Genomic DNA, 23,941 nt, shown 5'->3' with positions numbered 1-23,941 from the left:
AAAAATGAAGAAAATTCTACTTGCATTGTCAGTTGTCCTGCTTCTTTCGGGCTGTTATAAAGACGATATTAATGATCTAAAAAATGATGTCAATGATTTGAAAAACCGAATGGCACAATACGAGAACCTGCTTGATGTATTAAACAAAAGGTTGTATGTGGTAAACTACGAAACTAAAGACGGAAGTTATGTAATTACAATGAGCGACGGATCTAAATTAAATGTCCGCAATACCTCATCGTTTATAAAAATTGGTGAAAACGGAAACTGGTGGATCGATGGTGTTGACACTGGAAAATCTGCCAAAGGGGAAAGCGGAGCTAAAGGCGAAGCTGCAAAAATCACTATTGGAACTAACGGAAACTGGTTTGTTGATAATGTAGACACTGGCGTTTCTGCTTCTGGTCAAAAAGGAAAAGACGCTGCAGAAATTACATCGGTTGCATTGGCAAACGGAATTATGACTTTTACTTTTGCCGATGGCCGTACAATCAGCATAGTTGCAAGCGCTCCAGAAATTACACTGCCTAATCCAGCTGGTGGTTTTGCTGTAGATAAAATGCAATGGTTTAAAGTTCAGCCTCAATTAACAAATGCTGCAAATGCAACTTACAAATGGATTGTAAACAGCCAAGAAGTTGCTGCAACAACTGATTTATTCTATATTTTTAGCGCTGCAGGAACTTATAATATCGAGTTTAAAGCTAAAAATGGAGTTGGCGAAAGCTCTAAATCTTTTACTGTTACTGTTGCTGAAAAAGCATATTTAAACAAAATTACACGTGTTTTTGACTTCTTTCCTGCTCCAGGACAATTTGTAAATGCGCTGCCTGCTGCTACTGCCGCAGATACTGACGAAACAATGCGTGTAAAAGCCGAAACAGCTTTAACAGCAGGAAACATGATCAGCCTTGGAGGATTTGGAGGATATGTGCAATTTGGTTTTGACCATACGATTATCAATAAAGAAGGAAATGATTTTGTTGTTCTTGGAAATGCTTTTACAGATTGGGCTGAACCAGGAATTGTAATGGTTTCTTATGATGCAAATGGTAACGGAAAAGCGGATGATGAATGGTTTGAAATTGCAGGTTCTGAACACAATAAAACCACGACTATCAAAAATTACGAAATGACGTATTATAAGCCAGAAGCTGAACCAACTAATCCGAATGAACCAAATTACATTCGTTGGACTGACAATCAAGGACAAACTGGTTATATAGCAAAAAACCAATTCCACAAACAAACGTTTTTCCCTTTATGGAAAGGGAATAGTGTAACCTTTAAAGGAACTTTCTTAAAATCTAATATTTACGATAAATCTGGCGGAAAAGGAAACAACTGGGCAAATCCTGCTTACGAATGGGGGTATACTGACAACTGGGCTAATGCTGATGCGAGAGGTCAAATCGACATAAGCTGGGCTGTAAATGCAAAAGGTGAATCAGTAAAACTAAAAGGAGTTGATTTTATTAAAGTATACAATTCTAACCGTGCTGAAGGCGGATGGCTTGGAGAAGTTTCAACAGAAGTTTCAGGATTTAAAGATTTAAATTTACCATAATTCCGTATTCTTATTTTTTGAAAAAAGGAAAGTCTCAGAATCTCTGAGACTTTTTTTTATGCCTGAAAATCTTTCTAATCTGCGGCCGAGAAATAAATACGTTTCTAAAACTGACTTAAAAACAAAACACTCAACACTTTATCTAAATCATACTCAAATTGTGAATATCTATTTGTGTATTTTATGAGTTTTTTTTCCTGTAAAATCTATCTTTGGCATCCTTAAAAAAATTAAAGAGATGAGCGCAATTTGGTACGAATGCAAAGTAAAATATAGAAAAACAGATGAAACTGGAGGCCAAAAAGTACTAACAGAACCTTATTTGGTAGATGCAGTATCTTATACAGAAGCTGAAAAAAGAATCAATGAAGAAATGGCTGCTTATATAAGTGAAGAATTCAAAATCACGAACATAAAAGTGGCAAATTACGCTGAGATTCATCCTTTTGAAAATACAGATCGCTGGTTTAGATCAAAAGTTTCTTTGATCGCTTATGACGAAGAAAGCGGAAAAGAAAGAAAATCGAATATGTATATGCTGATTCAGGCAAATGATGTGAGAGAAGCTTATGACAATACGATTCATGTTATGAAAAACACTATGGGAGAATATTCGATTCCTGCCATTTCTGAATCGCCAATTATGGATGTTTTCCCATACTTCAGCGGTGAAGAAGGAGAAACCGAAATGCTGGAAAGATTCAATGCTCTAAAAGCTTCTAAAACTGTAAAACCAGATGAAGAAACAATTGATCACATGGAATTTGAAACTGCATCAGAGGAATAAATTTCTTAAACTCCAAAAAATTAAAATTACAAATTAGCTTCAGAGAAATCTGGAGCTTTTTTTTATCAGCCAACACAAAATTTAACACATTGTCCCGACCGCTATCGGGATAGATTTTCAAATTAAAAAGAATGCAAAAAAAGAGAAACATATTTCTTTCTCATAGAAATGCTATGTATTTTTTAAAAAAGTGAAACGCCTAATTTTAGGTTGCCATAACTATGTTTCTATGTGTTAAAAATAATTACACGCAACGCAGTTCTATTAATTATAAAATTAAAATAAATCATATATTCGTTATTACAAAACTGATCTAAAAGCACTTGCACACTAAACCAAAAATCCCATGACAAAAAAAACACTTGTTTTAATTGGATTTATCATTTTAAAATTTGTTTTACAGTACACGCTTTTAAGCCCGGAATATGATTTACAGCGCGACGAATATTTGCATCTCGATCAGGCGCATCATTTGGCTTGGGGCTATTTATCTGTTCCTCCCGTTACTTCATGGTTTTCTTATCTAATATTTCAACTCGGAAATTCCGTTTTTTGGGTCAAGTTCTTCCCTGCCCTTTTTGGCGCACTGACACTTTTATTTATTTGGAAAACAATTGAGGTTTTAAAAGGAAGTTTTTATGCATTGGTTCTTGGCGCCATATGCATTTTGTTTTCGTCTCTTTTAAGACTCAATATGCTATATCAGCCCAACTCGCTCGACGTTTTGTGCTGGACACTATTTTATTATATCATAATTCAATATATCACCACTCAAAAATCAAAATGGTTTTATATAGGCGCAATTGTATTTGCCTTTGGATTTTTAAACAAATACAATATCCTTTTTCTGCTGATTGGTCTTTTACCTGCACTTTTACTGTCAAACCAAAGAAAAATACTGACCGAAAAAAAGCTGTATTCTGCCTTGATTTTAGGACTTCTTTTAATCTTTCCAAACTTATTATGGCAGTATAACAATCATTTTCCAATTGTACATCACATGAAAGAATTGGCAGAAACACAATTGGTAAATGTAGATCGTCTCGATTTTCTAAAAGAACAACTCTTGTTTTTTATAGGATCTATCTTTGTTCTTTTGGCCGCTTTATACAGCTTATTATTTTATAAGCCTTTTGCAAAATACAGGTTCTTTTTTGGGTCGATACTTTTTACGCTCATTGTCTTTATTTATTTCAAAGCCAAAGCGTATTACGCCATTGGTTTATATCCGATTTACATTGCTTTTGGAGCCGTATACCTTTCTGAAGTGTTGCAAAAAGGTTGGAAATATTATTTGCGATATGTATTTGCAGCGATTCCGATATTATTGTTTATTCCGATGTACAATATTGCGTTTCCAAACAAATCGTCAGAATACATTGTAAAACATCCTGAGAAGTACAAAAAATTAGGAATGTTGCGCTGGGAAGATGGAAAAGATCATAAACTGCCGCAAGATTTTGCCGATATGCTGGGCTGGAAAGAACTCGCTCGAAAAACAGATTCTGTTTATGCATTATTTCCAAAAACAGAAAATACATTAGTGCTTTGCGATAATTACGGACAAGCTGGAGCCATAAATTTTTATACTCAAAAGGGAATAAAAGCTGTTTCTTTTAATGCTGATTATGTGAATTGGTTTAATTTGAATATCAAATACCAAAACTTGATTAGAGTTAAGGAATTTGAAGAAAACAGCAATGAACTCGCAGAAACAAGTCCGTATTTTGAAACTGCTTTTATTGCCGGTGAAATAACAAATCAATACGCAAGAGAATACAAAACAACCCTATTTGTTTTTACGAACGCCAAAATCAACATCAACAAAAGACTGGAGCAGGAAATTAAAGAAGAAAAAAATTATGCCGACTAAAAAATGATTGATTTTACTTCTATTACCTATTTAAAAACAGGAAATTCAAAACAAGTTCGAGTTTATGAAATCTTAACCCAAAATAAGATTTTAGAAATCCTATCTGAATTTGATCCTATTTTAACCGGCACTATTCCTATAAATATTGATATTGAAAACAGCGATCTCGATATTATTTGTTACTGGACAAACAAAACTGATTTTATATCCAAAATTTCCGCAGCTTTTAGTACTAAACCTGAGTTTAAAATTAGAAACCGTTTGATCAATAACAATGAATCTGTAATTGCAAATTTTAAAATTGATGGTTTTGAAATAGAGATCTTCGGGCAAAATACTCCGACTAAAAATCAAAACGCCTATAAACATATGCTTATTGAACATGAAATTCTACAGTCAAAAGATGAGAATTTCAGATTAAAAATCATAGCACTTAAACAAAATGGTTACAAAACAGAACCTGCTTTTGGTAAATTATTGGGTTTAAAAAACGATCCTTATGCTGAATTACTGGATTATAAAATCTAACCCAGAATAAACGCCAAATACAACACATTAAAATACAATTAATTAGAAACTAAAAAGCAATAATTCAAAATTTTTCAGTTATTTCTTTGCATAACCGTATTTAGTGCTTATCTTTGCACCCGAAACATCGCGGGATAGAGCAGTAGGCAGCTCGTCGGGCTCATAACCCGAAGGTCACAGGTTCGAGTCCTGTTCCCGCTACTAAGACAAAGCTTCAGAGAAATCTGAGGCTTTTTTTTTAAACTACGACTTAAACTATTAGAATCAATAGACTACCTACAGTCTTTGTTCGATAAAAAATAAATTATATTATAATCGTAATTAAAATCCAATGCTTAAAAAAAACAAACCCCAAGTTCTATTTTTTATTCTTTTAAATTTATTTTTCACCCTCAACTCGTTTGCTCAAAAAAGTATTTATGCCGGAATCGAAATTGGACGCAGAGCTATTAAAGTGTCTGTTGTTGATGTAAATAACATTAAAAAAGCTGATTATAAAATACTTTCTTTCTGGACAGAAAGAATTCCGTTTGCCGATCATATTAGCGCTTCTGGAAAACTTACTCCTGAAGACATTAACAAAACCAGTCTGACTATAGTCGATCAATTAAAAAAAATTAAAGCCGACTATAAAATGCTGGACGAAAATATCTTTATCGTTGCGGCTCCTGTATTTGCTTCTGCAAGCAACTTTGATGTTTTAAAAAGCAAAATCACTTCTCTTACCAGTAAAGAACTTGAAATACTTGATGGTACTGAAGAAGCCAAAACCTTAGTTAAAGGCGCAATACCGCCTGTTGATTATGCAAATGCTTTTCTTTTGGATATTGGCGCTCAAACTACTAAAGGCGGTTATATTGACGAACTTAAAGACAATAAATTAGAGTTTATTCCTCTAGAACTTGATTTTGGCACCATGACGCTTACCGATGCTGTAGAAAAAACAGTAACCAATAAAAGTCAGTTAAATGATATGTCAACCTATCAAGAAAAGTCTTTTGATTTTAATCCAAAATTACGTAAGAAAACTAAAGAGCTGTTTGACGCAAATCCGCTTTTAATGAAAAAAGACAAATTATATTTGTCTGGTGGTGCTGTTTGGGCGTTTTCAACGTTGTACTATGATGAAAACGGTAAAGATCATTACATTCCTTTGACGCTTCAAGATGTTATCGATTATGATGCTATTCTGAAAAATAACTTTGGAAAATTTACAAACCTTGGCAAAACCAACAAAGAAATGGCGAGAGTTTTAAGCACTTATGACCAGAAATACCTTATTTCGGCAAATAACATATTGGTGACCTGTTTAGAAAGTATTCCAAATTTAGAAACAAAGAAAATATATTTTGTAAAAGAAGGACAGGTAACTTGGTTGATCTCTTACATTGCCGACCGCTCTAAAAAAGTAAATACCAATTTTTAAAGATCACTATTTATCACATACATTGCACAATTGTTATTCGATTTTGCATTTTAAACTCATTAAAGCTTCAGAGAAATCTGGAGCTTTTTTTATTGATTTTGGTTGGAAAGTGAAGGTCGGGAGACTTTTAGCACCATTATAATTTCTAAGGAATAAAAAAAATGCCTAAAGTCAGAGACATTTGCGCATCTTTTTGTGAGAAATCTTCGCAGAGCGGGTGTATTCAATCTCTAATTCAATCTTTCTACTGAACCATTTTCTTCTGGATAATATTTAGAATAATCTAAAGCTCCTACAGTAAAACAATTATCTTTAATGTAATATTTTGTGTTAGGAGTTCCTTCTTCTTTAAACCAGCTCTCTCTAAAAAAATATTTTGTAGTATCCAAACTCACTGTAACAATTTTAGCTTTGTCATTTACCATCTCCCATTTATAACCATTAGAATTCCAGCATATTCCAAATTGGTCATTTAATTCTGTAATTTTAGAGATATCCAATTCTATATAATTATTTTTAGGTTTTGAAAAATGTTTTCCTACGGCTATTATTCTTTCGTTTTTACTGTAGTTACTTATTATTGAAACGACTTGCGACTTATCTTTTGAATATAAATAAATGACATTGCTTCTTCTTTCTGAACCGCAGCTAAAAAATACAAACAATATGATAACTAATAATATTCTATTCATTTTAAATATTTTATTTTCTAAAAAAATCGATTTTATCCTGCTCCGCAAAGTGTTCATGACAAGCGCTGCGCAATCCCGAAAGCTTTCGGGACTGACTTTGCGCTACCTTACCTTCTTCTTAAAAACGTAAAGTTCTAAAAGCCTCTGGCTTTAAAACTAAATTAATACAAATTATAGAGATTTATTTATTTTTTAAAAAGCAATCGTAAAAAGTCGGGAAACTTTTAACACCATTATAATTTCTAAGAAATAAAAAAAATTGCACAAAGTCAAAGACATTTGCGCAGCTTTTCATTAGGAACACTTCGGAGAGCGGGTAATCGTAAAAAGTCGGGAGACTTTTAGCAACATTATAATTTCTAAGGAATAAAAAAATTGCGCAAAGTCAGAGACATTTGCCCAGCTTTTTATGAGAACTCTTCACGGAGCAGGGGAACTCTTCGCGGAGCGGGCTACACTACCGCAAAACTTTATATTTTTCTTTGAATTATTAAAATAATCCAAATTATAATTCCGAAGATAATTGAGAACACAAAATCACTTGTGTCAAAATTACTAGAATTAAATACGTATCGAATTCCTACAGAAGCAATACAAGCTATTAAAAGTTTTAAAAACCTATTTTTATTCATAATATACAAATTTCCCTGCTGCGCAAATGTCTCTGACTTTAAAACTAAATTAATACAAATTATAGAGATTTATTTATTTTTTAAAAAGCAATCGTAAAAAGTCGGGAGACTTTTAACATCATTATAATTTCTAAGAAATAAAAAAAAAACGCAAAGTCAGAGACATTTGCGCAGCTTTTTATAAGAACTCTTTGCGGAGTGGGCATTATCCATTTTCTTTTTCATATTATTTTTAAAAAGACAATATGTACCTAATATTAAATTTAATGCTATTCCTAAATAAATTATAAAATATTGTTCTTCTGATAAACATGGTGGACAATCATTTACATCTAAACAAGGTTCACAAAAAGGTTGATAGTATCGATAAGACAATAATAACAAAAAGTCAATAATCAACAACTTAAAAAAACAATTTCTAATTATTTTATTTATTTGGGCGATTGTTAATTTCATATCTAAATTCTTTACCTGCTCTGCAAAGTGTTCATGACAAGCGCTACGCAAATGTCTCTGACTTTGCGCTACCTTATCTTCTTCTTAAAAACGTAAAGTTCTAAAAGTCTCTGACTTTAAAACTAAATTAATACAAATTATAGAGATTTATTTATTTTTTAAAAAGCAATCGTAAAAAGTCAGGAGACTTTTAGCACCATTATAATTTCTAAGGAATAAAAAAATTGTGCAAAGTCAGAGACATTTGCGCAGCTTTTTGTGTGAACTCTTTGCGGAGCGGGACAGCCGATACAGGGAGGACGGATGTTCCGAATACTGTTTTTTCAAATTTATTGAGGTTCCCCAGCAGATACAGGATAACTTGGATTCTATTTTAACCGTTTGGTACACTTTAAAGTCCTATAAAAAGCAAAAGCCACTCCGCTAGGAATGGCTCTTAGGATTATTTGCTAATTTTTCATTTATTCGATATTACCTACATCAAAACCATCATAATGATTAATATCATTATCTTCTGCTAATTTGTAAAACATCGTATTTACGTCGTTCAACGAATCAATAGTATGGTGCTCAATTTTGGTAACTTGAAGATAATACTCTGCATCATCTTCTTCATTTACTTTTTCAGCTTCAAAAATACTGTCAAATTCATATCCAAGTTGTTCAAGCTTAAGCGTAAAATCTTGCAACTTATTTTTGTTTTCATCCAAAAAAAAGTAACTCCACAATAATTTTTCATCTATGTTGAAATCGTTCCCTTCTTTTAAATCTTCAAAAAAATCAATAATTGTTTCTCTATTTATCATATTGTTATTTTGATGTTCATCCATTTGGTATTAACCACTAAAACATCTGATGCATTAACCAGATGTCTTATCCAATGGATGTAAGCATTTTGCACCTTTCAACAATTAATTCCTCTAAATCATCAGGTTTTATTTCTACCTTCTGTAATTTAGGAAGATTATGCAATTGCAATTTTTTAAGTTTTCTATTTTCTGTCAAAAATAAATCGACTAAGTTTCCATTATAAATTTGAAGTTCCAAGAGATTTGGAAACAACTTTAAAATATCATTTGATTTGTTATTTTCATGCCACAAAATCATTTTTTCAACATTTCCAAAGGATTCAAGAATCATTCCTTTAAAGGTTTTAACAGATAGGAATGTTATCTCATCAAGTCCTATAAAATTGCACTCTAATAAATTTACTTTCACTTTCTCTCCAATGACTAAATGTCTAGTATTAATTTCTACTTCTTTCAAATCTATCGTCGAATTGTGGATTGATACAATTTGAAATGAATATTTCGAAAATATGCTTTTGAAAGATTCAAAATCAAAAGAATTAAGATAGTTTAAGGAAATTGTTTGAAAATCAAATTTAGATAAATCATGAATCTCAGTTTTTATGTATGTTGATTTAGGGAAAATACCTAAATCCATCTTTTTTTGAATTTCTTCAAAATTGTTGGTCACTATCAATCCTTTTTTGTCGGAGTTGAAATATATGTTAAAGTCCATCTTGTAAAATATAGTTTTTTCCTGGTGATTGTCTTATATTGTAATTTACTGGGTTTGCATAACCTTCTGGGTAAACATCTGTTGCCTCAGTTTGCATTCTTCGGTATTCATCTTTAAAAGCTTCTCTAGTTGACTCAGCAGGATTCCAATCAAATTTCTTAACTGTTACATTATATAATGTCATTTTTTCCAATGCTGACACAAACATTCTATCAATTTGTCCTTTCCCATGATAAGTTTTGCCATTACTAAATGTTATAGTATACGAACCTTCTTTTCCTTTCTTTGAAGTTGCATTTATAGTTTTTGCTTCTGCTTTAACATCTGCAATTGAAAATGTTCCAAACCCACCTACTATAAATGGACCTTTACTCCAATCTGGTGTGTGTGCAGAAGAGAATGTACCAATTATGGCAAATTTCAAGAAACTTGCGGGTCCCCCTGCAATCGAACTTGCAAGTCCAAACCAAGTTGAGGCTGGAATGGAAGAAGCTGGAGGGTCAATAATTTCTGCACTTTCTGCACTTTCACCGTCACTTACTGTTTCTCCATTATTACTTGAAAACGTTCCATTGTTATTATTAGTCCAAGTAGTTCCACTCGCAGAATTCTTTAAAATATTCATAAAGGATTCCGATAGCATTCCATCTGGGTCAGTAAAATATACAGGATTATCAAGAGCATAGTTATAAGGCGACCACCTGCGACCTTTTTCTGCTAAAGGGTCAATGTTCATCCAACGACCTAGAGCAGGGTCATAATTACGTGCATCATAATCGTATATGTTAAGTCCAAGCTCATCTTGGAGCTCTTTTCCATTGAACTTATACTTATAGGGATTTACAAATTTTCCTTAATGGTAATTAGTGGGTTTTGCTCATCATGGCATAATTCAAAGAACTTGCTTTTTATTACGAAAGTAAGTTTAGTTTAATTAAAATCCAAGTCCACAAATATTGAATTCTTTCCCTCTACAGCATAAAAAAACCGAATCATAATTGATTCGGTTTACTAATCTTTTCTCTAAAAAAATTATGCGGCGTCCCACATTTTTTTAACTTCCTCACATATTACCTCCATATCCTTTATTTTGTCGGAAATATTCACTGGGGAAGTTACAATTCCTTCACCAAAAATGTCTATCGAAAGACACAATTCTGGTAAAACAATTTCTCCATTTTTGGCGACCTCTGATTCCAAATATTTATGAAGAGCTGTTGCAACATACAACTGTTGCTTTCTATCAAATTTTTTCCCTTTTGATATGTGGGTTTTGAGTGCTCCTAAATATTTTTTATTATCAATGTCAATTTCAATAATTAAATCTGGCGATACTATTACTTCTACACCTTTAATAAAAATTGATTTTGATTCAACATTTTTCAAAACCTTGTAGTCATAATTTTTTAACAAACTAGGTATTTGAAAACTAACAAATCTTTGTAAAGCGTCCAAAGAAACGATTCTATCATTAACCTGCCTCTTTTTTGTGACCGTTCTACGTTTTAACTCTTCAATGCCATCCAAAACAGGTTTAATATCTCCCTTATTGGCTATTACTTTTTTTATTCTTGCTTTTGCTAATTGGTACCAAGCCGTCTTAAAAGTATTAGGCATTTTTTGCTGATTTATTATACTTCTCTTATTAGCAAGTGTGCTTTTAGAGAAATCGGCTAACTGATTGATTGAAATATTACATCCTCTCATTTCCATTAACCTTTTGGTGGATAACTATCGCTACCATAACTATTTTTATCTCTTATTTTACCATTAACACCGTGTATTAATAGTTCAGAACTGTTGTTCTTTGCAACATTTTTTCCAATTTCAATTGCTTCTTGTTGCGTGCTTACATTTCTATAAGCTTTTTGGCTGTTCTCTGTCTTTACAGACCAACTAGCGCCATCCTTCGATTTAACCACATGTATGTTCTTGTTTGCCATGTCTTTTTTAAAATTTATAATTTAACAAAATATTTTTTTGAAAAAATTTTGATTTATAAAAATTAAATGTACTTTTGCACCCTCCCAAAGGCTCTAATTTACAATAATTTTGAAATCAACTTTTTCGTTTAATCTTAGAGAAAGATTAGCATTTCATTAACGCAAAAATTAGACCAAATTTATTATATTATAAAATTAAAGCATAGTAGCTGTCTTTTTGACAGCTTTTTTCATTTTTAAAACTTTTTGTCACTGTCAAATATTCACAATGGAAAGAATTTATTAATCATTTCTCTTTGCTGATGACTGTCAACTTTGAGATACTTTTCAGTCGTTCCAGGCCACTTATGTCCTGCCAATGCCTGAACGTGTTCCAGAGCCAGTTTCTGTTCATTAAGCCAGTTGCAGATAACACTCATTCGTATTGTTTGTGGATTAAGTTTCTTCTCTGGAAACAATGGCTTTAACGGCTCAATCATGGCATGGATGCTGTTTACTGCAATAGATTTACCAAGCTTGGTTATGATTAATTTATCTGTAGTGCTTCTGAGCATCTGTGGTCTTATTTCGTTGATGTATTTTGAGAATAAGATTATCTGTTTGGACAGCAGTTCCAGTTTTCGATTCTTTAAATTTCGGGATGCTTTGATATAGATTGTTCCAGCATCCAAATCAATATCATTTACAGTCAATCTGACAATTTCATCGCTGGTCAGACCTTGATAAATCAAAAGACTTAATAAAACGTTATTTCTGGTATCCAGATTCTGGTATCTGTTCTCACGGGTCATGAGCAGTTGTAATTCCTCTGAACTGAACAAATCCTGCACCTGAATCGCCTGATTGCTGTTGACTTTGATATTCAACCGCTTGCAAGGGTGGTCTGTTCTGTATCCGCTCATGACCAGATAATCATAATATTTTTTGATTGCTGATAGGATTACAACCCTGTATTTTCTGTTAGGCTGTTGCTCACTGATTTCTTCCATGTAATCAACTATATTTTTGAATTTATACCTTTTGGCTTTAGGGTTCATTTTTAAAAAGTGATTGATTGCAAACAAATAGCTTTTTACAGTCTGTCCGCTGTAGTCTTGAAGTAAAAATTGTTCAATTGTTAATTTTGTCATTGCAATTCATTTAAAATGTTACTCTTGGCGTTAATCTCTTGTTTCGTATGGCGTAGATATAAGTCGTATTGATTTCCAAGTGTCCCAAGAAACCTCTTATAAAGTCAATTCCTGCGTTATTTTCCATTAAATGATGTGCAATACTGTGACGCAGGCAATGGAGCGTTATTCCTCGCTGGATGAGTTCGTATCTACTCGTCTGTTCTATTATTTTTTTTAGTGTTTTGTTGAGGTATTCTCCTGTCATTCGCTTTCCATTATCATAGATAAAAAAAGCATCTTCAATATGATTTTTACCCAATAGTTTCTGGTGTCTCTGGTCAATTACATATTTCTTTAAATGTTCCAAAACCAGATTACACATAGGCACTTCACGTCTTTTACTTCCCTTACCAGAACGGACAATTAGCATTCCACTAGAAAACTGAACATCCATTACATTTAAGGCTTCAATTTCAGAACGTCTTAGTCCGCATCCGTAAGCAACAGATAATAAAGCCCGTTCCAAATCATTTTCGCAGTTCTCGTAAACTATCTTAATTTCATCCACTGTCAGTGTATTTCTGGATTTTCCGCTGTCATCGGAATAACTTGGAATGTAATAGTCCCTTTCAATCTGTTTGTTTTCCAGCAGATTCCCCATAAACACCCCTAAAACATAAAGATGGAATTTGATGGTTTTACCGCTTAGAGTTCCGCTTCCTAATTTCTTTGGTCTAACAGTTAGATAATCCAGATAATTTACGAACTCTCTGCTTGTCACATCCTTTATTTTGGTTACTCTTGATTCTTCCAGCCAGATAAGAAATTCCGATACTGCATTCTGATACATTCTTCCTTTTCCCTGTTTGTAATTCCTAACTTTCACGTAACTTTCAAAATCTTTTATCAGGTCTTGAAAGGCTGTCGTATTAATTGTTTTTTTCATCTTTATTCTGGTCTTTAAATCATCATTTCAAAATCTTCCTTATGTGCATTTTCCAAAAATGCGAACACCAGCGTTATATTGGCTGTGTTTTCGGGGCTTGGGGTGTTCTTTTATCGAATTACAATGCATCAAGCTGTCTGTTGAGGTCTGCCTTAATCTTGGCTTTCATTTTTTCTAGATTATCCCAATAGCTGATTATGTATCGAAAACCCCTATTTACATTACCATCAATTGCTTGAATGTATTCCAGTTCATGTAAAAGCTGAATATATTTAAAAGCCGATGTTTTGCTGATATTTAGTGTCTGACGCACTTCTCTAGTCGTAAAACGATAGGTCGTTCCTTCTGTCTGGCTTTTTACAAATCCTTTAAGGTTTTCGAAAAATTGTCTGGTACTTTTATCGAGTTCATCCACTTTTATGATGATAGAGCTAAAGAATATCTCAACTGCTTTTCTCACGTCTTCTTTCGTCGCTATTAATCGTCCTTTATCATCGGTTTTTCTCTGGTATTGATGAAGGATTGTTATTTGGGAAACAAAATTTTGAAACTGGCTGTTTAACCTTCTGAGCATCTTAGCGGTATCTGGCAACATGAGTTTATCAGCAAAAGGGTTAATCACATTATAGGATTTTAAAACACGAATCGAATTTCTTAGAAGTTGTTTCGCTTCTTGCTCCTTATCATCATCATATAACCCTGCATTCTTCTTGTTTTGAAGGTTGATAATCCTAATGGTTTGTGATAGACTTTCATCAACTCCGAGAACTACTGAACGGCTCATATTATCATAATACACCTCTGCTTTGGTTGTGGCGGTTAGGCTGGCAAAATGAGCTTCAACTTTCTTCATTTTTCCTCTGGTATTGCCAAACACATCTTTGACCACTGTGGAACTACTTAGCATTTTTGCCGACTGCATTTCTCTAAAGGCAAACTGGGCTTCTTCTTCCAAGCCATCAAAATCTTGAATCAGTATCAGCTTGTTCATAAGTTCCTTATCCCTGTAATGGTATAATGACTTACTTGTAATTCTGGTCATGTTCATTACATCTTCCTGAGGCATACATTGCGCTATACCATTGATGAGATGACTTTTTCCTTCTCCACTAGAACCTTGTATTAACCCATGCATCTCATACGGCATTTTATAACTGGATGCCAGAATAAAAAGAAGCAGTCTATTATCTTCCTCTCCCACAATACCGCTTTGTTCCAGCAGTATATCGATGCTCTCAAATAATGATGCTTTTGAGAGGAATTCGACCGCTTTTTCTCCTGCTTGAGGCGTCAGTTCTTTTTCAGAATAAAGGTCTGTTATAGGGTTTAATTCTGCTTCAAACAATGATTCACGATACTGTTCCAATAAATCCGTCAGTTGGATAATATCGGCTTGCAGAGAGTGATATTCAAAGCCTTGTTTCTCTGATAACTCTGTACACTGATTTTGTACATTGACAAAATCAAATAAATCAATTTTTAATCGGTGTTTTATCTGGGTTTCTTTTTCCTGAATTTGGAGTGAAATCCTAAGATTCCCTAAATCCATCGGCAGATTTCCAATGACAAAGAAAGTTCCTGTTCTTCCTTTATAACTGATTTTATAATCGTTAAGAATTTCTAAGCTTGGAGCTATCTTTTCCTTTGTAGGATTTTTTAATAATTCTAAAATTCCATCTGCTCCGTAGTTAAGCCACATATTATTCATACTGTGTCCATCTGGAAGTTGAATAGTGCTTACGGGTAGTTCTGGTCTTATATTTTGTATGTGTGTTTTTATATTTTGCATGGTCTTAACGTTTAATGACTATAACTTCTTCTAGTTCGTACAATGATTTAATAATTTCTAGGTGTTGAGGTAAGAGTTCTCCGTTATGCAGAGCTATAACCGATTCTTTATTCTCAAGCGTTTTGGATTGCATTAGACTGGCACAGTCAATAACTGTCGGCACGATATAAAGCCGTTTGGTCAAAGCGTTTGGATAAGCTGGATAAATACCTTTTTCATTGAGATATTCTTCTTTAGGAGTATCCAAATCAAAACGTACTGCGAAATAATTTACAATGGTATTCTCTTTATCCATCAGCGGAAAAATAAGTCCATATCTGCCAAAAACTGTATAAGCGGTCAATGTATCTTCACGTACACCTGCATCACTTTTTTTAAGCACTCCTAATGCTTCAAATTTATCTTTGTACTCTTGGTCTTTGGAATGATGAAACTGTCCAGAATTAAAACCGATTCTCAGCTCTGCATAATCCAGTCCTATATTTTTCAAATAGTTTTTTGGTTTTATTGCTTTAATACTTCTAATGCCTGTCTCAAAAGATTGGAATAAGGTTTCTAAATTTTCCATAAACTTGATTTTCTTTGATTAAACGATAATTTTTGGACATAGAAATCCCGCTTCGGGTATTTCGCCGAATTGAAAATTTGGGATTTAAATGTGATTTTTTGAGCTTGGTTATTCAGCTTTACAACTCACTCTTTCCTCATTCTTTAGCTATTAGAATGATGAATAAATTCTTGCAAGAATTTTCTTTTTTGATTTCCTTTTACAAAGATATAGAGATTAATTAAAACAAAAAAAAGAGTAAAATCTTACAATTATAGAATTCTCAAGCAGTGTTTTTTAATAGATTTTCAAACACTTGATTATCAGTGAAATAATTTCTAAATCTTATCTTAGATATAGACTCTCAATTTTTTACAAATATTTAGTCAAAAACGCTACAAAACGTACTGAATTTTTGCGAATAATTTTTTGCTTATACACTCAAATATAGATTACTTATTTCCTGTTCCCTGATTCCAAGATAGATTTTAGTGGTCGAAACGCTTGAATGGTTGAAAAGCTGAGACAATAATAATAGAGCTTGGTCACTGTACTTGTTTACTTCCCAAACTCTCCTGCCCAAGGTTTTTCTCATAAAGTGGCTAGAATATTGACCTCTAACGCTGTATTTAGCAAAAATTTCTTTCAGCTTGCTGTTCACGTATTGGATGCTGAACGGCTTATCTCCAGAACGGTTGGCGAACATCAAATCAGTTTCGCTGACTTTGAGCTGAACAAAAAGACGGCTCAGAATAGTCCGCAACTCTGGGTTGATGGTCACTTTTCTCGTCTTTTTAGTTTTCTTCTCCGTAATCGTGAAGTAATCCTGATTCAAAACCTGATTCCAACGAAGCTGGAGCAGGTCAGAGATTCTCAGTCCGATATAAGAACCTGTTGCTATAAGTAACGCAAATTTCAGGTCGTTATCACGCTCCAGCTTCAAAACGATGCTCTGCATCTTTTCCCACTCTAAAAAATCACTTGTCGTCTTTTGTCCTTTTAATGCCATAATTCTTGATTTTTGTTTCACTTTTATAACTCAATATATGTATCTGAAACTGGTTCTTTTTCTATTTAATGTAAACCATTGATTTTATTGCGTTTACATGATTGCTTTCACTTCTTCCTGAAAGTGAAACAAATGTCCAGGTCTATTTTGGATTAAACAAGAAAAATCCTGGTTTTCCTGGGCTCACAAGTTTTTGGATATTTCTGTAATAAAAAAACGAGGTTGTTAGCCTCGTTCTTGTGATAGTAATAATTGGGAAAGTTCTTCCAGTTCATTGCTTTTAAAGTTTCTTCCTTTGTAACTTATTGGAAATTTTAACGTTTCTGTTTTAAGAATCATTTTCAATTGAGATAAGGTCAGTATTACTTTCATGGTTACTATTTGTTAGAATCACTTAAAAAATCCCAATCCTCCCCAGAAAGACCTTCTTTTGTCATATAAAACAACCCTGCCTTATAGCGGTCATATAATCCAAAATCAATTCTGTCATAGCTGAAATATTCTTGAATGTCAGCAGTGATTTGTTCGTATAATCTTCTGTTCTCGATATGGATAACAAAATGGTTGTGATAACCCTTTCTATTCGTGAAAGATTCAGTAGTGAAAAACATTCTTAACCCTGTTGAATCTCCATGTTTTTCAAGCAAAAAATTATAGAGACCATGCATCTGTTTAAAACAGCTTTTTTTCTGGCGTTCCAGTTTGTAAGCCACAGTAAAGAAAAAACTCCAATCCATTTGCCAGAATGTATGTATCAAACTTTCTTTATCCGACAAACAATCAATCAGATTTCGCATTGAATGATTCTCTTGCCTTAAGCTTTTGTTTTCATCAAACATCACTTCACTGTCAAAGTATCTTGTGTGACCAATTGGGAATAATCTTTTACCGCCTTTTAGTTTAGTTTCCGAAAACAATTCTTCATTTTTTTTATAGAATCTGTATATCTTGCTTTTGCTGGCTTTAGTACTTTTTTCAAACTCTATTATATTTTCATATTCCATTTTAAATTATCTGTTAGTATTCATGTTATTGACCAGATACAAGAACTCCGTACAAGGGGCTAAATCAAGTATCTTGAATAATAAATACTACAGATAATTTAAAAGTGTAGCTTTTTGGCACTTTTTCTGGCAAATATTTTCATTTTTACAACAGAAATGCTGTATCAATCTGAAACAGCAAATTTTTATTATTGTGAAAATTTCTAAAAATTTCATCTGCACCATCAAAGGAAGCTCTTGAATATGCTTAGATTTCATATGTAAGAGAAGTAACAGAGAAATCAAAATCAGCGATTTTACATCTAAAAAAGCCGACATTAACGGGGGAGGGAGTGGAAAAATTGAATAAAAATTTATCAGGCTTTATAGAGTACACACGTGCTACTCTAGGGGCATTAAGTACGTTAATATGTAGCGGCTGGTGATTCTCTTGGGTCATTTCTTTCAGCCATCTTTTTTGTGGTCTTGTTATAGTAAATTCTGCTTTCTGGAAATAACTTTCTAAACTCTTTATACTCCTCAATATTGAATTTATAGCTTAATGAACGTGCATAGTACAATTCTAAATTTCTTTTAATCTTTTTTATGTTTGGTGCATTAGGATATAAAGTAACAAAATGTTTTAATATTGCAATTGTAGATTGATAGGAGTCTTGAAATCGGACATCCCTATCGAGCAAATCGGGAAGTTTTTCTACAATCGATGGAGAATATCTTGAATTTGGATATTTCGATACATAAGCTGAAAATTTATAGTAACTCGCTCCTTTTTCAGGGAGTGCCAAAGAATCTCTAATTTCGACAGCTTTTTCTTTTAATTTACTTTCTGGATACAGTTTTATAAAATTATCCATTGAGTCTATTGTCATTGCATCCATTGCAGTTTTAAACTGTGTAGATTCATCGATTTCTGATATTTCATTATTGTTTTGAGAATATAACAGGACGTTCCCAAATAAAAACAAGATTACTAATGATTTCATAATGATTAAAGTTTGATAGTATTGTTATATTAATGGACGCAGACATCCTCAAATGATTTGACATCAGATTTGTAGAGCAAATCGGTTACACGACCCTTTTCAAAATTGTAAATTACCAAAATTGTACTGTTCGTATTGTCAATTCCATGATACACAAATACATCAATTCCAATTGGTCTTTGGGAGGTATAAACGCTAATTGGTTTCCAATTGTAATATTTTTCAAGAAAATTGTGAGCTGAGTATTCTTCATCTGGCTTTCCTAAGTGACGAATCATATTCTTTTCATTCCCAGAAATAATAAGGCTTCTTATTTCTCCAAATGTTTTTTTGGAAGAATTCGAATTATTGGTAATATTTTCACTAGTTTTTACCAGCTCTATCGATTTTGCCAAAACATCTTCTTCGGAAACTTTTGGTAATTCGTAGGTTATTTTAAATTTTTGACCAATATAATTGCCATCATCAAAATTATACTTGCAATAGTCTGGAAGGTAAATTATAACATCGTTTCCTTTTTCGTTCGTAAACAAGTAGTAACAATCATCTACACATTCAATTTTCTTAAAAGTTATTATCTCACTTCCAATATTAGATTTTGTGTTTTCGTCGTTACTTATTTTTTTTATTTCTTTTCTGGTGATGTTTTGATTTTTTGGTGTTTGCTGTTCTATTTTTTTACAGCCGAAAACAATACTAAGAATCCCTATTGTTATAGTTTTTTTCATGCAATGTAGGTTGAGTTAATTTGAAGGTCATTTTTAGATTATAAATACAAATATATAAATTATAGCATATGTGCTATAATAATTCTGCTGTTTATATCTTCATTTTGATGAAGTGAAAAATGATGAAACTAAATCCAGAAAATTAATCTTCGACCAAGAAGGTTTGGAGTTGCTTGCCAAGCGACTAAAAGAAATACGCTCTGAAAAGGGTATATCGCAGGAAGAACTGGCTTATCGCTCTGAAATAACATTATCTCAAATTGCCAGAATTGAGACTGTCAGAATAAATCCAACCGTCAGCACAATATTCAAAATCGCCAGAGCCTTAGAAGTTCGACCTAGCGAATTATTTAATTTTGAACTTTAAACATTTTCAAACGAAATATAAAAAAGATAAGCCACTTCTATTTGAAGTGGCTTTTTTATAAATACAGAACTAGTATAAATTATCAAAACTTTTGGCTAACCTTTTTTTGATTTTTAGTTATCGAAATGTAGAGGAACCAAACTTCAAAGATTACAAACAATAAAAAAAAGATTATTGAAACATTCTCTAAAACTGATAAAATATTCAAACTGAAAGTATCTGGTTTTGAAAATATATCAGAAATCCTTGCTCTTTTATATTCTAACTCAGAATTAGAAGATATAGTTAAAATACAATATAAAAATTGAAGAATTGATATTATTAAATATTTCTTAATAAAATAATATTTTATTATTCTAAGAAGAAAAAGGTTTAAAATTATCGTAACAGCTATAACAGCGTCACAAAAGATTATATAATCGTTATGAAATGAATGTGGCGTTACAACTACCAAAGCAATTGATAAGAAATTTAGACAAAAAGAAATCTTTTTCATAATTTAATTAATTTTTCATAATTGGTTTTTGCATCTTGAATGTTTGTCGAATTCTTTCGACCCACTCCATTCCCATATTTCCAGGGCAATATCTTGATGGTATAGCTTCTTGATGACCTCCATAATACTGTATTCCATAAGTGGTATTTAGATATTGAGTTAGATTAACTAAAGATTGAATCATTTCTGTTGTTGCTTCTCCATCTCCTGTAACTTTTTCTATTGCCTTAAAAAGTATATTTAATCCCCTATCTTGAGAATCTAAATCTGCCAATAAAACAATTCCAATATTTCCAGTGTTACCTCCTTTAACATGAGACCCTTTAATATTTAACGGTCTTCCTTCATAGATATTACCTTTTCCATCTATAGCAAAGTGATAGGGGATATCTGCATACCCACCATTTTGCTCCTTCAATTGCAATTCTTGAATTGTTAATGAATTATCCTCATTCCCTGAGTGGTGTACAGTAATCGTGTTATAATAAACTGACAAGTTACCCTTTATTGGTTCCCACTCTCGCCCTTTTGTAATTGGTTTTTTCGCTCCCCATTCTTCTCTTGAAATTATTTTTGGGTCACCCTCTTTCTGGGAACCATTAGTATTCATTCCATAACCAGCCATAGCTTCTCCGAAAGATACTACACTTCCATTATCAGTGTAAACACCTGTATTACCTTTATAATGCTCTTCCCAATTATAGGTTGCAAGCATTCCATCTGGGTCAACAAAGATTACAGGATTATTATATGCATAATTATAGGGTGACCACCTTCTTGAGACTTCAGCAAGGGGGTCAATGTTCATCCAGCGACCAAGTGCAGGGTCATAATTTCTTGCTCCATAGTCGTACATATTAAGCCCCAACTCATCTTGCAGTTCCTTTCCGTTGTACTTATACTTGTTATTCGTGGCTAAAACATCATTATATCCTTTATGCTTTAAACCAAAAGGGTAATAATTATTTTCTTCGATAATTTCAAGAACTTGTGTCTGCGGGTTTTTAGCGTAACTAATACGAATATTTCCTAAATGATCTTTGTACTGGAATACATACGACAATACACCATCTGTATTTTTAACATATCCTTCAGCGGTTGGGAAAAACTCTAAATTATTGTTTTTATACTGAAAACCACCTAAATAATCTGTTACTGCTGCTATTCCTGCATCAGTTACGATTTTACTCAACTTCTGCCCTGCAGCGTTGTAAATGTACTCAATTGTATTTCCTGTTCCAAATGTAATTTTCTTAGGCAGATTAAGATGGTTGTAGGCTATATTGGTAATGTTTTTATTTTTATCACTGGTCATATTACCATTAGCATCATAACCATAATCATCGCCCGTTGTGTTTAAATCATTAAAACCACTGCTGTTGTTGCCATTATCTGTTACTTTTAAGAGTTGGTTGCTATTATCTTTATATCCGTAAACTAACCTATCAATTATATTACTCCCTAATTGAGGGTCATAATCTCCGTTTCGATTCATGATTTTAATATTACCATTTTTATCGTAAGACATAATCTCATTATAACAATCGGTAGTAAGTTTCGATTTTTGATAAATCGCACTTTTCAAACGGTTTAATTTATCGTATTGATAGCCATAAGAGCGTTCGAGATCATCAGAATCAGTTCGCCAGAACGTTTCGGCTATGTTTCCGTTGTACAAAGGATCAACATCAGTAATCTGAGTTTCTGCTTTATCGTAATTAATCTTAAAAGCAAATAAATCTTCGGGATCTGCATTTTGCTGCAAATTATCTATTTCATTAATTCCAGTAAGCCAGCCTCTCACATTATATTTGTAATCAACTTTCTGAAAAGGACTCCCTGTGCTGTTACCTACATTTTTACTAATCAGCTGTCCCATCTCATCGTAAGTGTTTGATGCCATAAGCTGTACCGCACCTCCATTTACTTGATGCGTATGTGTAAGCAGGCGATCTTGAGGGGAATAAGTAAATTCTTCTCTTATGGTTAATTCTATACTGCCTGAAGTACGCTTATGTTTTGAAATTGTATAAAGATTTTTACCCGTAAAATCTAATTTACTGTCTGTTAAAGTATATCCTGCTAAATGATTTTGCAAATAGGTTCGTATCGGGCGGGCTTTGTCATCATAAAATGTTGTGGTGGTTTCTCCTGCTAAAGATGAAGCCGTTTCTAATGTTCTAACCCAGCTGCCCGTGGTTAAGCTTTTTACATTACTTAAAACAAGCTGGTCTTCAATTTGACTTGGAACCGCCGGCACATTTGGATAATTATAATTGTCATAATAATTAACCGTTAAAAGTTTAAAATTTTTGATCGCCGTATTATTGCTGTAGTAAACTTGTATATCATCAATACTTCCTGATGTTTGTTTAGTTTCAGAACATGCAGTTGCAGCATCTTGGGCATCCTGAAGTGCTTTTCTTGCAGCAGAAGTACAGGTTTGATTGTTCCATCCGGTATAAACAGGACGGTTAAAAGCATCATATTTAGTAATCATCCATCCTATAGAAGAATCGTCTTTAAAAGGTGAAAATGCGGGACCTGTCGCTGCAGGTCTGTCTAATTTGTCGTAAACAATAAACTCCCATTGTTTGCCTGGCAGCTTTTTCTCGACTAAACGATTTTTATTATCATATTTATATTGATAGCATAAATCATCTAACATCTGGTTACTAATTACACCTTCAGCTTTTGGAGGAATTACATATGTTAGGTTTCCATAAACATCATACACATAATAGGTATCATGTTTATCCCCTGCATCATAGGTTCTTTTTAGGACTACCTGTCCCTCTTTGTTTTTAAATTCAACTGTCGATCCTCCTGTTTCTGATGGGGTATTCCCTGAATTTTCATCAAACGTCACGTTTTTATACAACTCATTTATGCCATAACTGCCTGCATCTGAAAAACTGATTCCATATAAACCTAGACTGGCATCCCAAGAAGTATTTGCTTTAAACAATCGCACCTCTGCATCTTGATTAGTTTGGTACTTCAATTTAATTTCATGACCGCTGTTCATTGCCCACGAAGTTCCTGGCGCAGCCTGTTTTAATACTCTGTTTAATGGAGAGGATTCTAATTGTTTCTCTGAAAATGGGTTTGAGGTATTTTTATAGTTTGTATAAAACGATATCGAAGTATTTACGGCAGTAAGCAGTTCAATACGAGGATAACTATTACCCCCGTTTGCTGCGGCATAAGGCAGATATTCCTTTATCTGCCTTCCGAAACCATCATATTCAACTGGAGTAATTAGATCTTCTCCATTTGCTCCTTGTCCTATAGCCATTGTTTGTACCGGACGTCCAAGTCCATCAAAATAACTTACATTTTGACTCATTTGATCTTTTGTCAAAGTGTTTAAATTACCGGATTGAACAGCCTTTTTGGGAGCTATTGTATATATAAAATTGTCGTCGCTAAAGGTCTGCGCAGAGGAGCTAAAACCTGCAAAGAGTAATAAAACTATAATTGGTATATATTTTTTCATCGAGTCGTTCTTTTAATAGAATGAAGTATATTT

22 protein-coding genes and 1 tRNA gene are annotated in these 23,941 nt (G+C 33.1%); 7 read left to right on the top strand and 16 right to left on the bottom strand.

Going from position 1 to position 23,941, the window contains the following annotated elements; all coding sequences use genetic code 11:
- The first annotated feature begins 4 nt into the window (after nt 1-4).
- The 6 genes from ACHRV0_RS11555 to ACHRV0_RS11530 all read left to right on the top strand — a co-directional run bounded on the left by ACHRV0_RS11555 (nt 5) and on the right by ACHRV0_RS11530 (nt 6,181).
- Entirely contained in the window at nt 5-1,567 is a 1,563-nt protein-coding gene (locus tag ACHRV0_RS11555) for a PKD-like domain-containing protein (RefSeq protein WP_395440937.1), read from the top strand.
- A gap of 238 nt (nt 1,568-1,805) precedes the next feature.
- Nucleotides 1,806-2,354 (top strand): DUF4494 domain-containing protein, encoded by a 549-nt coding sequence (locus tag ACHRV0_RS11550; protein WP_129023266.1) that lies wholly within the window; start codon nt 1,806-1,808, stop codon nt 2,352-2,354.
- Nucleotides 2,355-2,700: 346 nt separating this feature from the next.
- Nucleotides 2,701-4,227, top strand: a complete 1,527-nt coding sequence (locus ACHRV0_RS11545) for a glycosyltransferase family 39 protein (RefSeq protein ID WP_395440936.1) — start codon at nt 2,701-2,703, stop codon at nt 4,225-4,227.
- Between the two features lie 3 nt (nt 4,228-4,230).
- Nucleotides 4,231-4,755, top strand: coding sequence for a DUF4269 domain-containing protein (locus tag ACHRV0_RS11540; protein WP_395440935.1), 525 nt, complete (start codon nt 4,231-4,233; stop codon nt 4,753-4,755).
- A gap of 128 nt (nt 4,756-4,883) precedes the next feature.
- A tRNA-Met gene (locus ACHRV0_RS11535) sits at nt 4,884-4,956 on the top strand.
- A gap of 130 nt (nt 4,957-5,086) precedes the next feature.
- A complete protein-coding gene (locus tag ACHRV0_RS11530; protein ID WP_395440934.1) occupies nt 5,087-6,181 on the top strand; it encodes an exopolyphosphatase in 1,095 nt (364 codons plus the stop codon).
- Nucleotides 6,182-6,411: 230 nt separating this feature from the next.
- On the opposite strand, the gene ACHRV0_RS11525 is transcribed toward ACHRV0_RS11530, so the two are convergent.
- The 15 genes from ACHRV0_RS11525 to ACHRV0_RS11455 all read right to left on the bottom strand — a co-directional run bounded on the left by ACHRV0_RS11525 (nt 6,412) and on the right by ACHRV0_RS11455 (nt 19,546).
- A complete protein-coding gene (locus tag ACHRV0_RS11525) occupies nt 6,412-6,873 on the bottom strand; it encodes a hypothetical protein (RefSeq protein ID WP_395440933.1) in 462 nt (153 codons plus the stop codon).
- A 1,549-nt stretch (nt 6,874-8,422) separates the two neighbouring features.
- A complete protein-coding gene (locus ACHRV0_RS11520; RefSeq protein WP_395440932.1) occupies nt 8,423-8,767 on the bottom strand; it encodes a ribonuclease E inhibitor RraB in 345 nt (114 codons plus the stop codon).
- Nucleotides 8,768-8,834: 67 nt separating this feature from the next.
- Nucleotides 8,835-9,407: a hypothetical protein gene (locus tag ACHRV0_RS11515; RefSeq protein ID WP_395440931.1), complete on the bottom strand. Its 573-nt coding sequence runs from the start codon at nt 9,405-9,407 to the stop codon at nt 8,835-8,837.
- Nucleotides 9,408-9,474: 67 nt separating this feature from the next.
- Nucleotides 9,475-10,269, bottom strand: a complete 795-nt coding sequence (locus tag ACHRV0_RS11510) for an RHS repeat-associated core domain-containing protein (protein WP_395441028.1) — start codon at nt 10,267-10,269, stop codon at nt 9,475-9,477.
- Between the two features lie 248 nt (nt 10,270-10,517).
- On the bottom strand, nt 10,518-11,198 hold the full coding sequence (locus ACHRV0_RS11505) for a hypothetical protein (protein WP_395440930.1): 681 nt from the start codon (nt 11,196-11,198) through the stop codon (nt 10,518-10,520).
- Nucleotides 11,198-11,428, bottom strand: coding sequence for a DUF2188 domain-containing protein (locus tag ACHRV0_RS11500; RefSeq protein WP_395440929.1), 231 nt, complete (start codon nt 11,426-11,428; stop codon nt 11,198-11,200). The genes ACHRV0_RS11505 and ACHRV0_RS11500 overlap by 1 nt, the downstream gene beginning before the upstream one ends.
- Nucleotides 11,429-11,691: 263 nt before the next feature.
- Nucleotides 11,692-12,558 (bottom strand): tyrosine-type recombinase/integrase, encoded by an 867-nt coding sequence (locus tag ACHRV0_RS11495; RefSeq protein ID WP_395440928.1) that lies wholly within the window; start codon nt 12,556-12,558, stop codon nt 11,692-11,694.
- 10 nt (nt 12,559-12,568) lie between these two features.
- Nucleotides 12,569-13,486 (bottom strand): tyrosine-type recombinase/integrase, encoded by a 918-nt coding sequence (locus tag ACHRV0_RS11490; RefSeq protein WP_395440927.1) that lies wholly within the window; start codon nt 13,484-13,486, stop codon nt 12,569-12,571.
- A 118-nt stretch (nt 13,487-13,604) separates the two neighbouring features.
- A complete protein-coding gene (locus ACHRV0_RS11485) occupies nt 13,605-15,275 on the bottom strand; it encodes a hypothetical protein (protein ID WP_395440926.1) in 1,671 nt (556 codons plus the stop codon).
- A 4-nt stretch (nt 15,276-15,279) separates the two neighbouring features.
- Nucleotides 15,280-15,843, bottom strand: a complete 564-nt coding sequence (locus ACHRV0_RS11480; protein WP_395440925.1) for a hypothetical protein — start codon at nt 15,841-15,843, stop codon at nt 15,280-15,282.
- 412 nt (nt 15,844-16,255) lie between these two features.
- Nucleotides 16,256-16,831 carry a tyrosine-type recombinase/integrase gene (locus ACHRV0_RS11475; RefSeq protein ID WP_395440924.1) on the bottom strand — a complete coding sequence of 192 codons (576 nt, stop codon included), beginning with the start codon at nt 16,829-16,831 and terminating at the stop codon, nt 16,256-16,258.
- 225 nt (nt 16,832-17,056) lie between these two features.
- Nucleotides 17,057-17,203, bottom strand: coding sequence for a hypothetical protein (locus ACHRV0_RS11470; RefSeq protein ID WP_395440923.1), 147 nt, complete (start codon nt 17,201-17,203; stop codon nt 17,057-17,059).
- A gap of 5 nt (nt 17,204-17,208) precedes the next feature.
- Nucleotides 17,209-17,835, bottom strand: a complete 627-nt coding sequence (locus ACHRV0_RS11465) for a hypothetical protein (RefSeq protein ID WP_395440922.1) — start codon at nt 17,833-17,835, stop codon at nt 17,209-17,211.
- Nucleotides 17,836-18,239: 404 nt separating this feature from the next.
- A complete protein-coding gene (locus tag ACHRV0_RS11460; protein WP_395440921.1) occupies nt 18,240-18,818 on the bottom strand; it encodes a hypothetical protein in 579 nt (192 codons plus the stop codon).
- A gap of 29 nt (nt 18,819-18,847) precedes the next feature.
- Nucleotides 18,848-19,546, bottom strand: a complete 699-nt coding sequence (locus tag ACHRV0_RS11455) for a hypothetical protein (protein ID WP_395440920.1) — start codon at nt 19,544-19,546, stop codon at nt 18,848-18,850.
- Nucleotides 19,547-19,658: 112 nt separating this feature from the next.
- Between ACHRV0_RS11455 and ACHRV0_RS11450 the strand changes: the two genes are divergently transcribed.
- Complete coding sequence (locus ACHRV0_RS11450; protein WP_395440919.1) at nt 19,659-19,913, top strand: helix-turn-helix transcriptional regulator; 255 nt, start codon at nt 19,659-19,661, stop codon at nt 19,911-19,913.
- Between the two features lie 503 nt (nt 19,914-20,416).
- Here ACHRV0_RS11450 and ACHRV0_RS11445 read toward each other — a convergent pair.
- Nucleotides 20,417-23,908, bottom strand: a complete 3,492-nt coding sequence (locus tag ACHRV0_RS11445; RefSeq protein WP_395440918.1) for a DUF6443 domain-containing protein — start codon at nt 23,906-23,908, stop codon at nt 20,417-20,419.
- Nucleotides 23,909-23,941: the final 33 nt, after the last annotated feature.

It is taken from the genome of Flavobacterium sp. FlaQc-30 (assembly GCF_044005885.1).
Taxonomy (GTDB): Bacteria; Bacteroidota; Bacteroidia; order Flavobacteriales; family Flavobacteriaceae; genus Flavobacterium.
Note: the sequence above shows the minus strand (reverse complement) of the source record. Positions and strands in the feature narration are given on the sequence as shown.

What these genes read in the sequence shown, in the direction of transcription:
- ACHRV0_RS11495 (WP_395440928.1), bottom strand. Translation starts at nt 12,558, where the DNA reads ATGACAAAATTAACAATTGAACAATTTTTACTTCAAGACTACAGCGGA.
- ACHRV0_RS11540 (WP_395440935.1), top strand. Translation starts at nt 4,231, where the DNA reads ATGATTGATTTTACTTCTATTACCTATTTAAAAACAGGAAATTCAAAA.
- ACHRV0_RS11475 (WP_395440924.1), bottom strand. Translation starts at nt 16,831, where the DNA reads ATGGCATTAAAAGGACAAAAGACGACAAGTGATTTTTTAGAGTGGGAA.
- ACHRV0_RS11485 (WP_395440926.1), bottom strand. Translation starts at nt 15,275, where the DNA reads ATGCAAAATATAAAAACACACATACAAAATATAAGACCAGAACTACCC.
- ACHRV0_RS11545 (WP_395440936.1), top strand. Translation starts at nt 2,701, where the DNA reads ATGACAAAAAAAACACTTGTTTTAATTGGATTTATCATTTTAAAATTT.
- ACHRV0_RS11500 (WP_395440929.1), bottom strand. Translation starts at nt 11,428, where the DNA reads ATGGCAAACAAGAACATACATGTGGTTAAATCGAAGGATGGCGCTAGT.
- ACHRV0_RS11530 (WP_395440934.1), top strand. Translation starts at nt 5,087, where the DNA reads ATGCTTAAAAAAAACAAACCCCAAGTTCTATTTTTTATTCTTTTAAAT.
- ACHRV0_RS11490 (WP_395440927.1), bottom strand. Translation starts at nt 13,486, where the DNA reads ATGAAAAAAACAATTAATACGACAGCCTTTCAAGACCTGATAAAAGAT.
- ACHRV0_RS11515 (WP_395440931.1), bottom strand. Translation starts at nt 9,407, where the DNA reads ATGGATTTAGGTATTTTCCCTAAATCAACATACATAAAAACTGAGATT.
- ACHRV0_RS11520 (WP_395440932.1), bottom strand. Translation starts at nt 8,767, where the DNA reads ATGATAAATAGAGAAACAATTATTGATTTTTTTGAAGATTTAAAAGAA.
- ACHRV0_RS11480 (WP_395440925.1), bottom strand. Translation starts at nt 15,843, where the DNA reads ATGGAAAATTTAGAAACCTTATTCCAATCTTTTGAGACAGGCATTAGA.
- ACHRV0_RS11455 (WP_395440920.1), bottom strand. Translation starts at nt 19,546, where the DNA reads ATGAAAAAAACTATAACAATAGGGATTCTTAGTATTGTTTTCGGCTGT.
- ACHRV0_RS11525 (WP_395440933.1), bottom strand. Translation starts at nt 6,873, where the DNA reads ATGAATAGAATATTATTAGTTATCATATTGTTTGTATTTTTTAGCTGC.
- ACHRV0_RS11460 (WP_395440921.1), bottom strand. Translation starts at nt 18,818, where the DNA reads ATGAAATCATTAGTAATCTTGTTTTTATTTGGGAACGTCCTGTTATAT.
- ACHRV0_RS11445 (WP_395440918.1), bottom strand. Translation starts at nt 23,908, where the DNA reads ATGAAAAAATATATACCAATTATAGTTTTATTACTCTTTGCAGGTTTT.
- ACHRV0_RS11470 (WP_395440923.1), bottom strand. Translation starts at nt 17,203, where the DNA reads ATGAAAGTAATACTGACCTTATCTCAATTGAAAATGATTCTTAAAACA.
- ACHRV0_RS11555 (WP_395440937.1), top strand. Translation starts at nt 5, where the DNA reads ATGAAGAAAATTCTACTTGCATTGTCAGTTGTCCTGCTTCTTTCGGGC.
- ACHRV0_RS11550 (WP_129023266.1), top strand. Translation starts at nt 1,806, where the DNA reads ATGAGCGCAATTTGGTACGAATGCAAAGTAAAATATAGAAAAACAGAT.
- ACHRV0_RS11505 (WP_395440930.1), bottom strand. Translation starts at nt 11,198, where the DNA reads ATGGAAATGAGAGGATGTAATATTTCAATCAATCAGTTAGCCGATTTC.
- ACHRV0_RS11465 (WP_395440922.1), bottom strand. Translation starts at nt 17,835, where the DNA reads ATGGAATATGAAAATATAATAGAGTTTGAAAAAAGTACTAAAGCCAGC.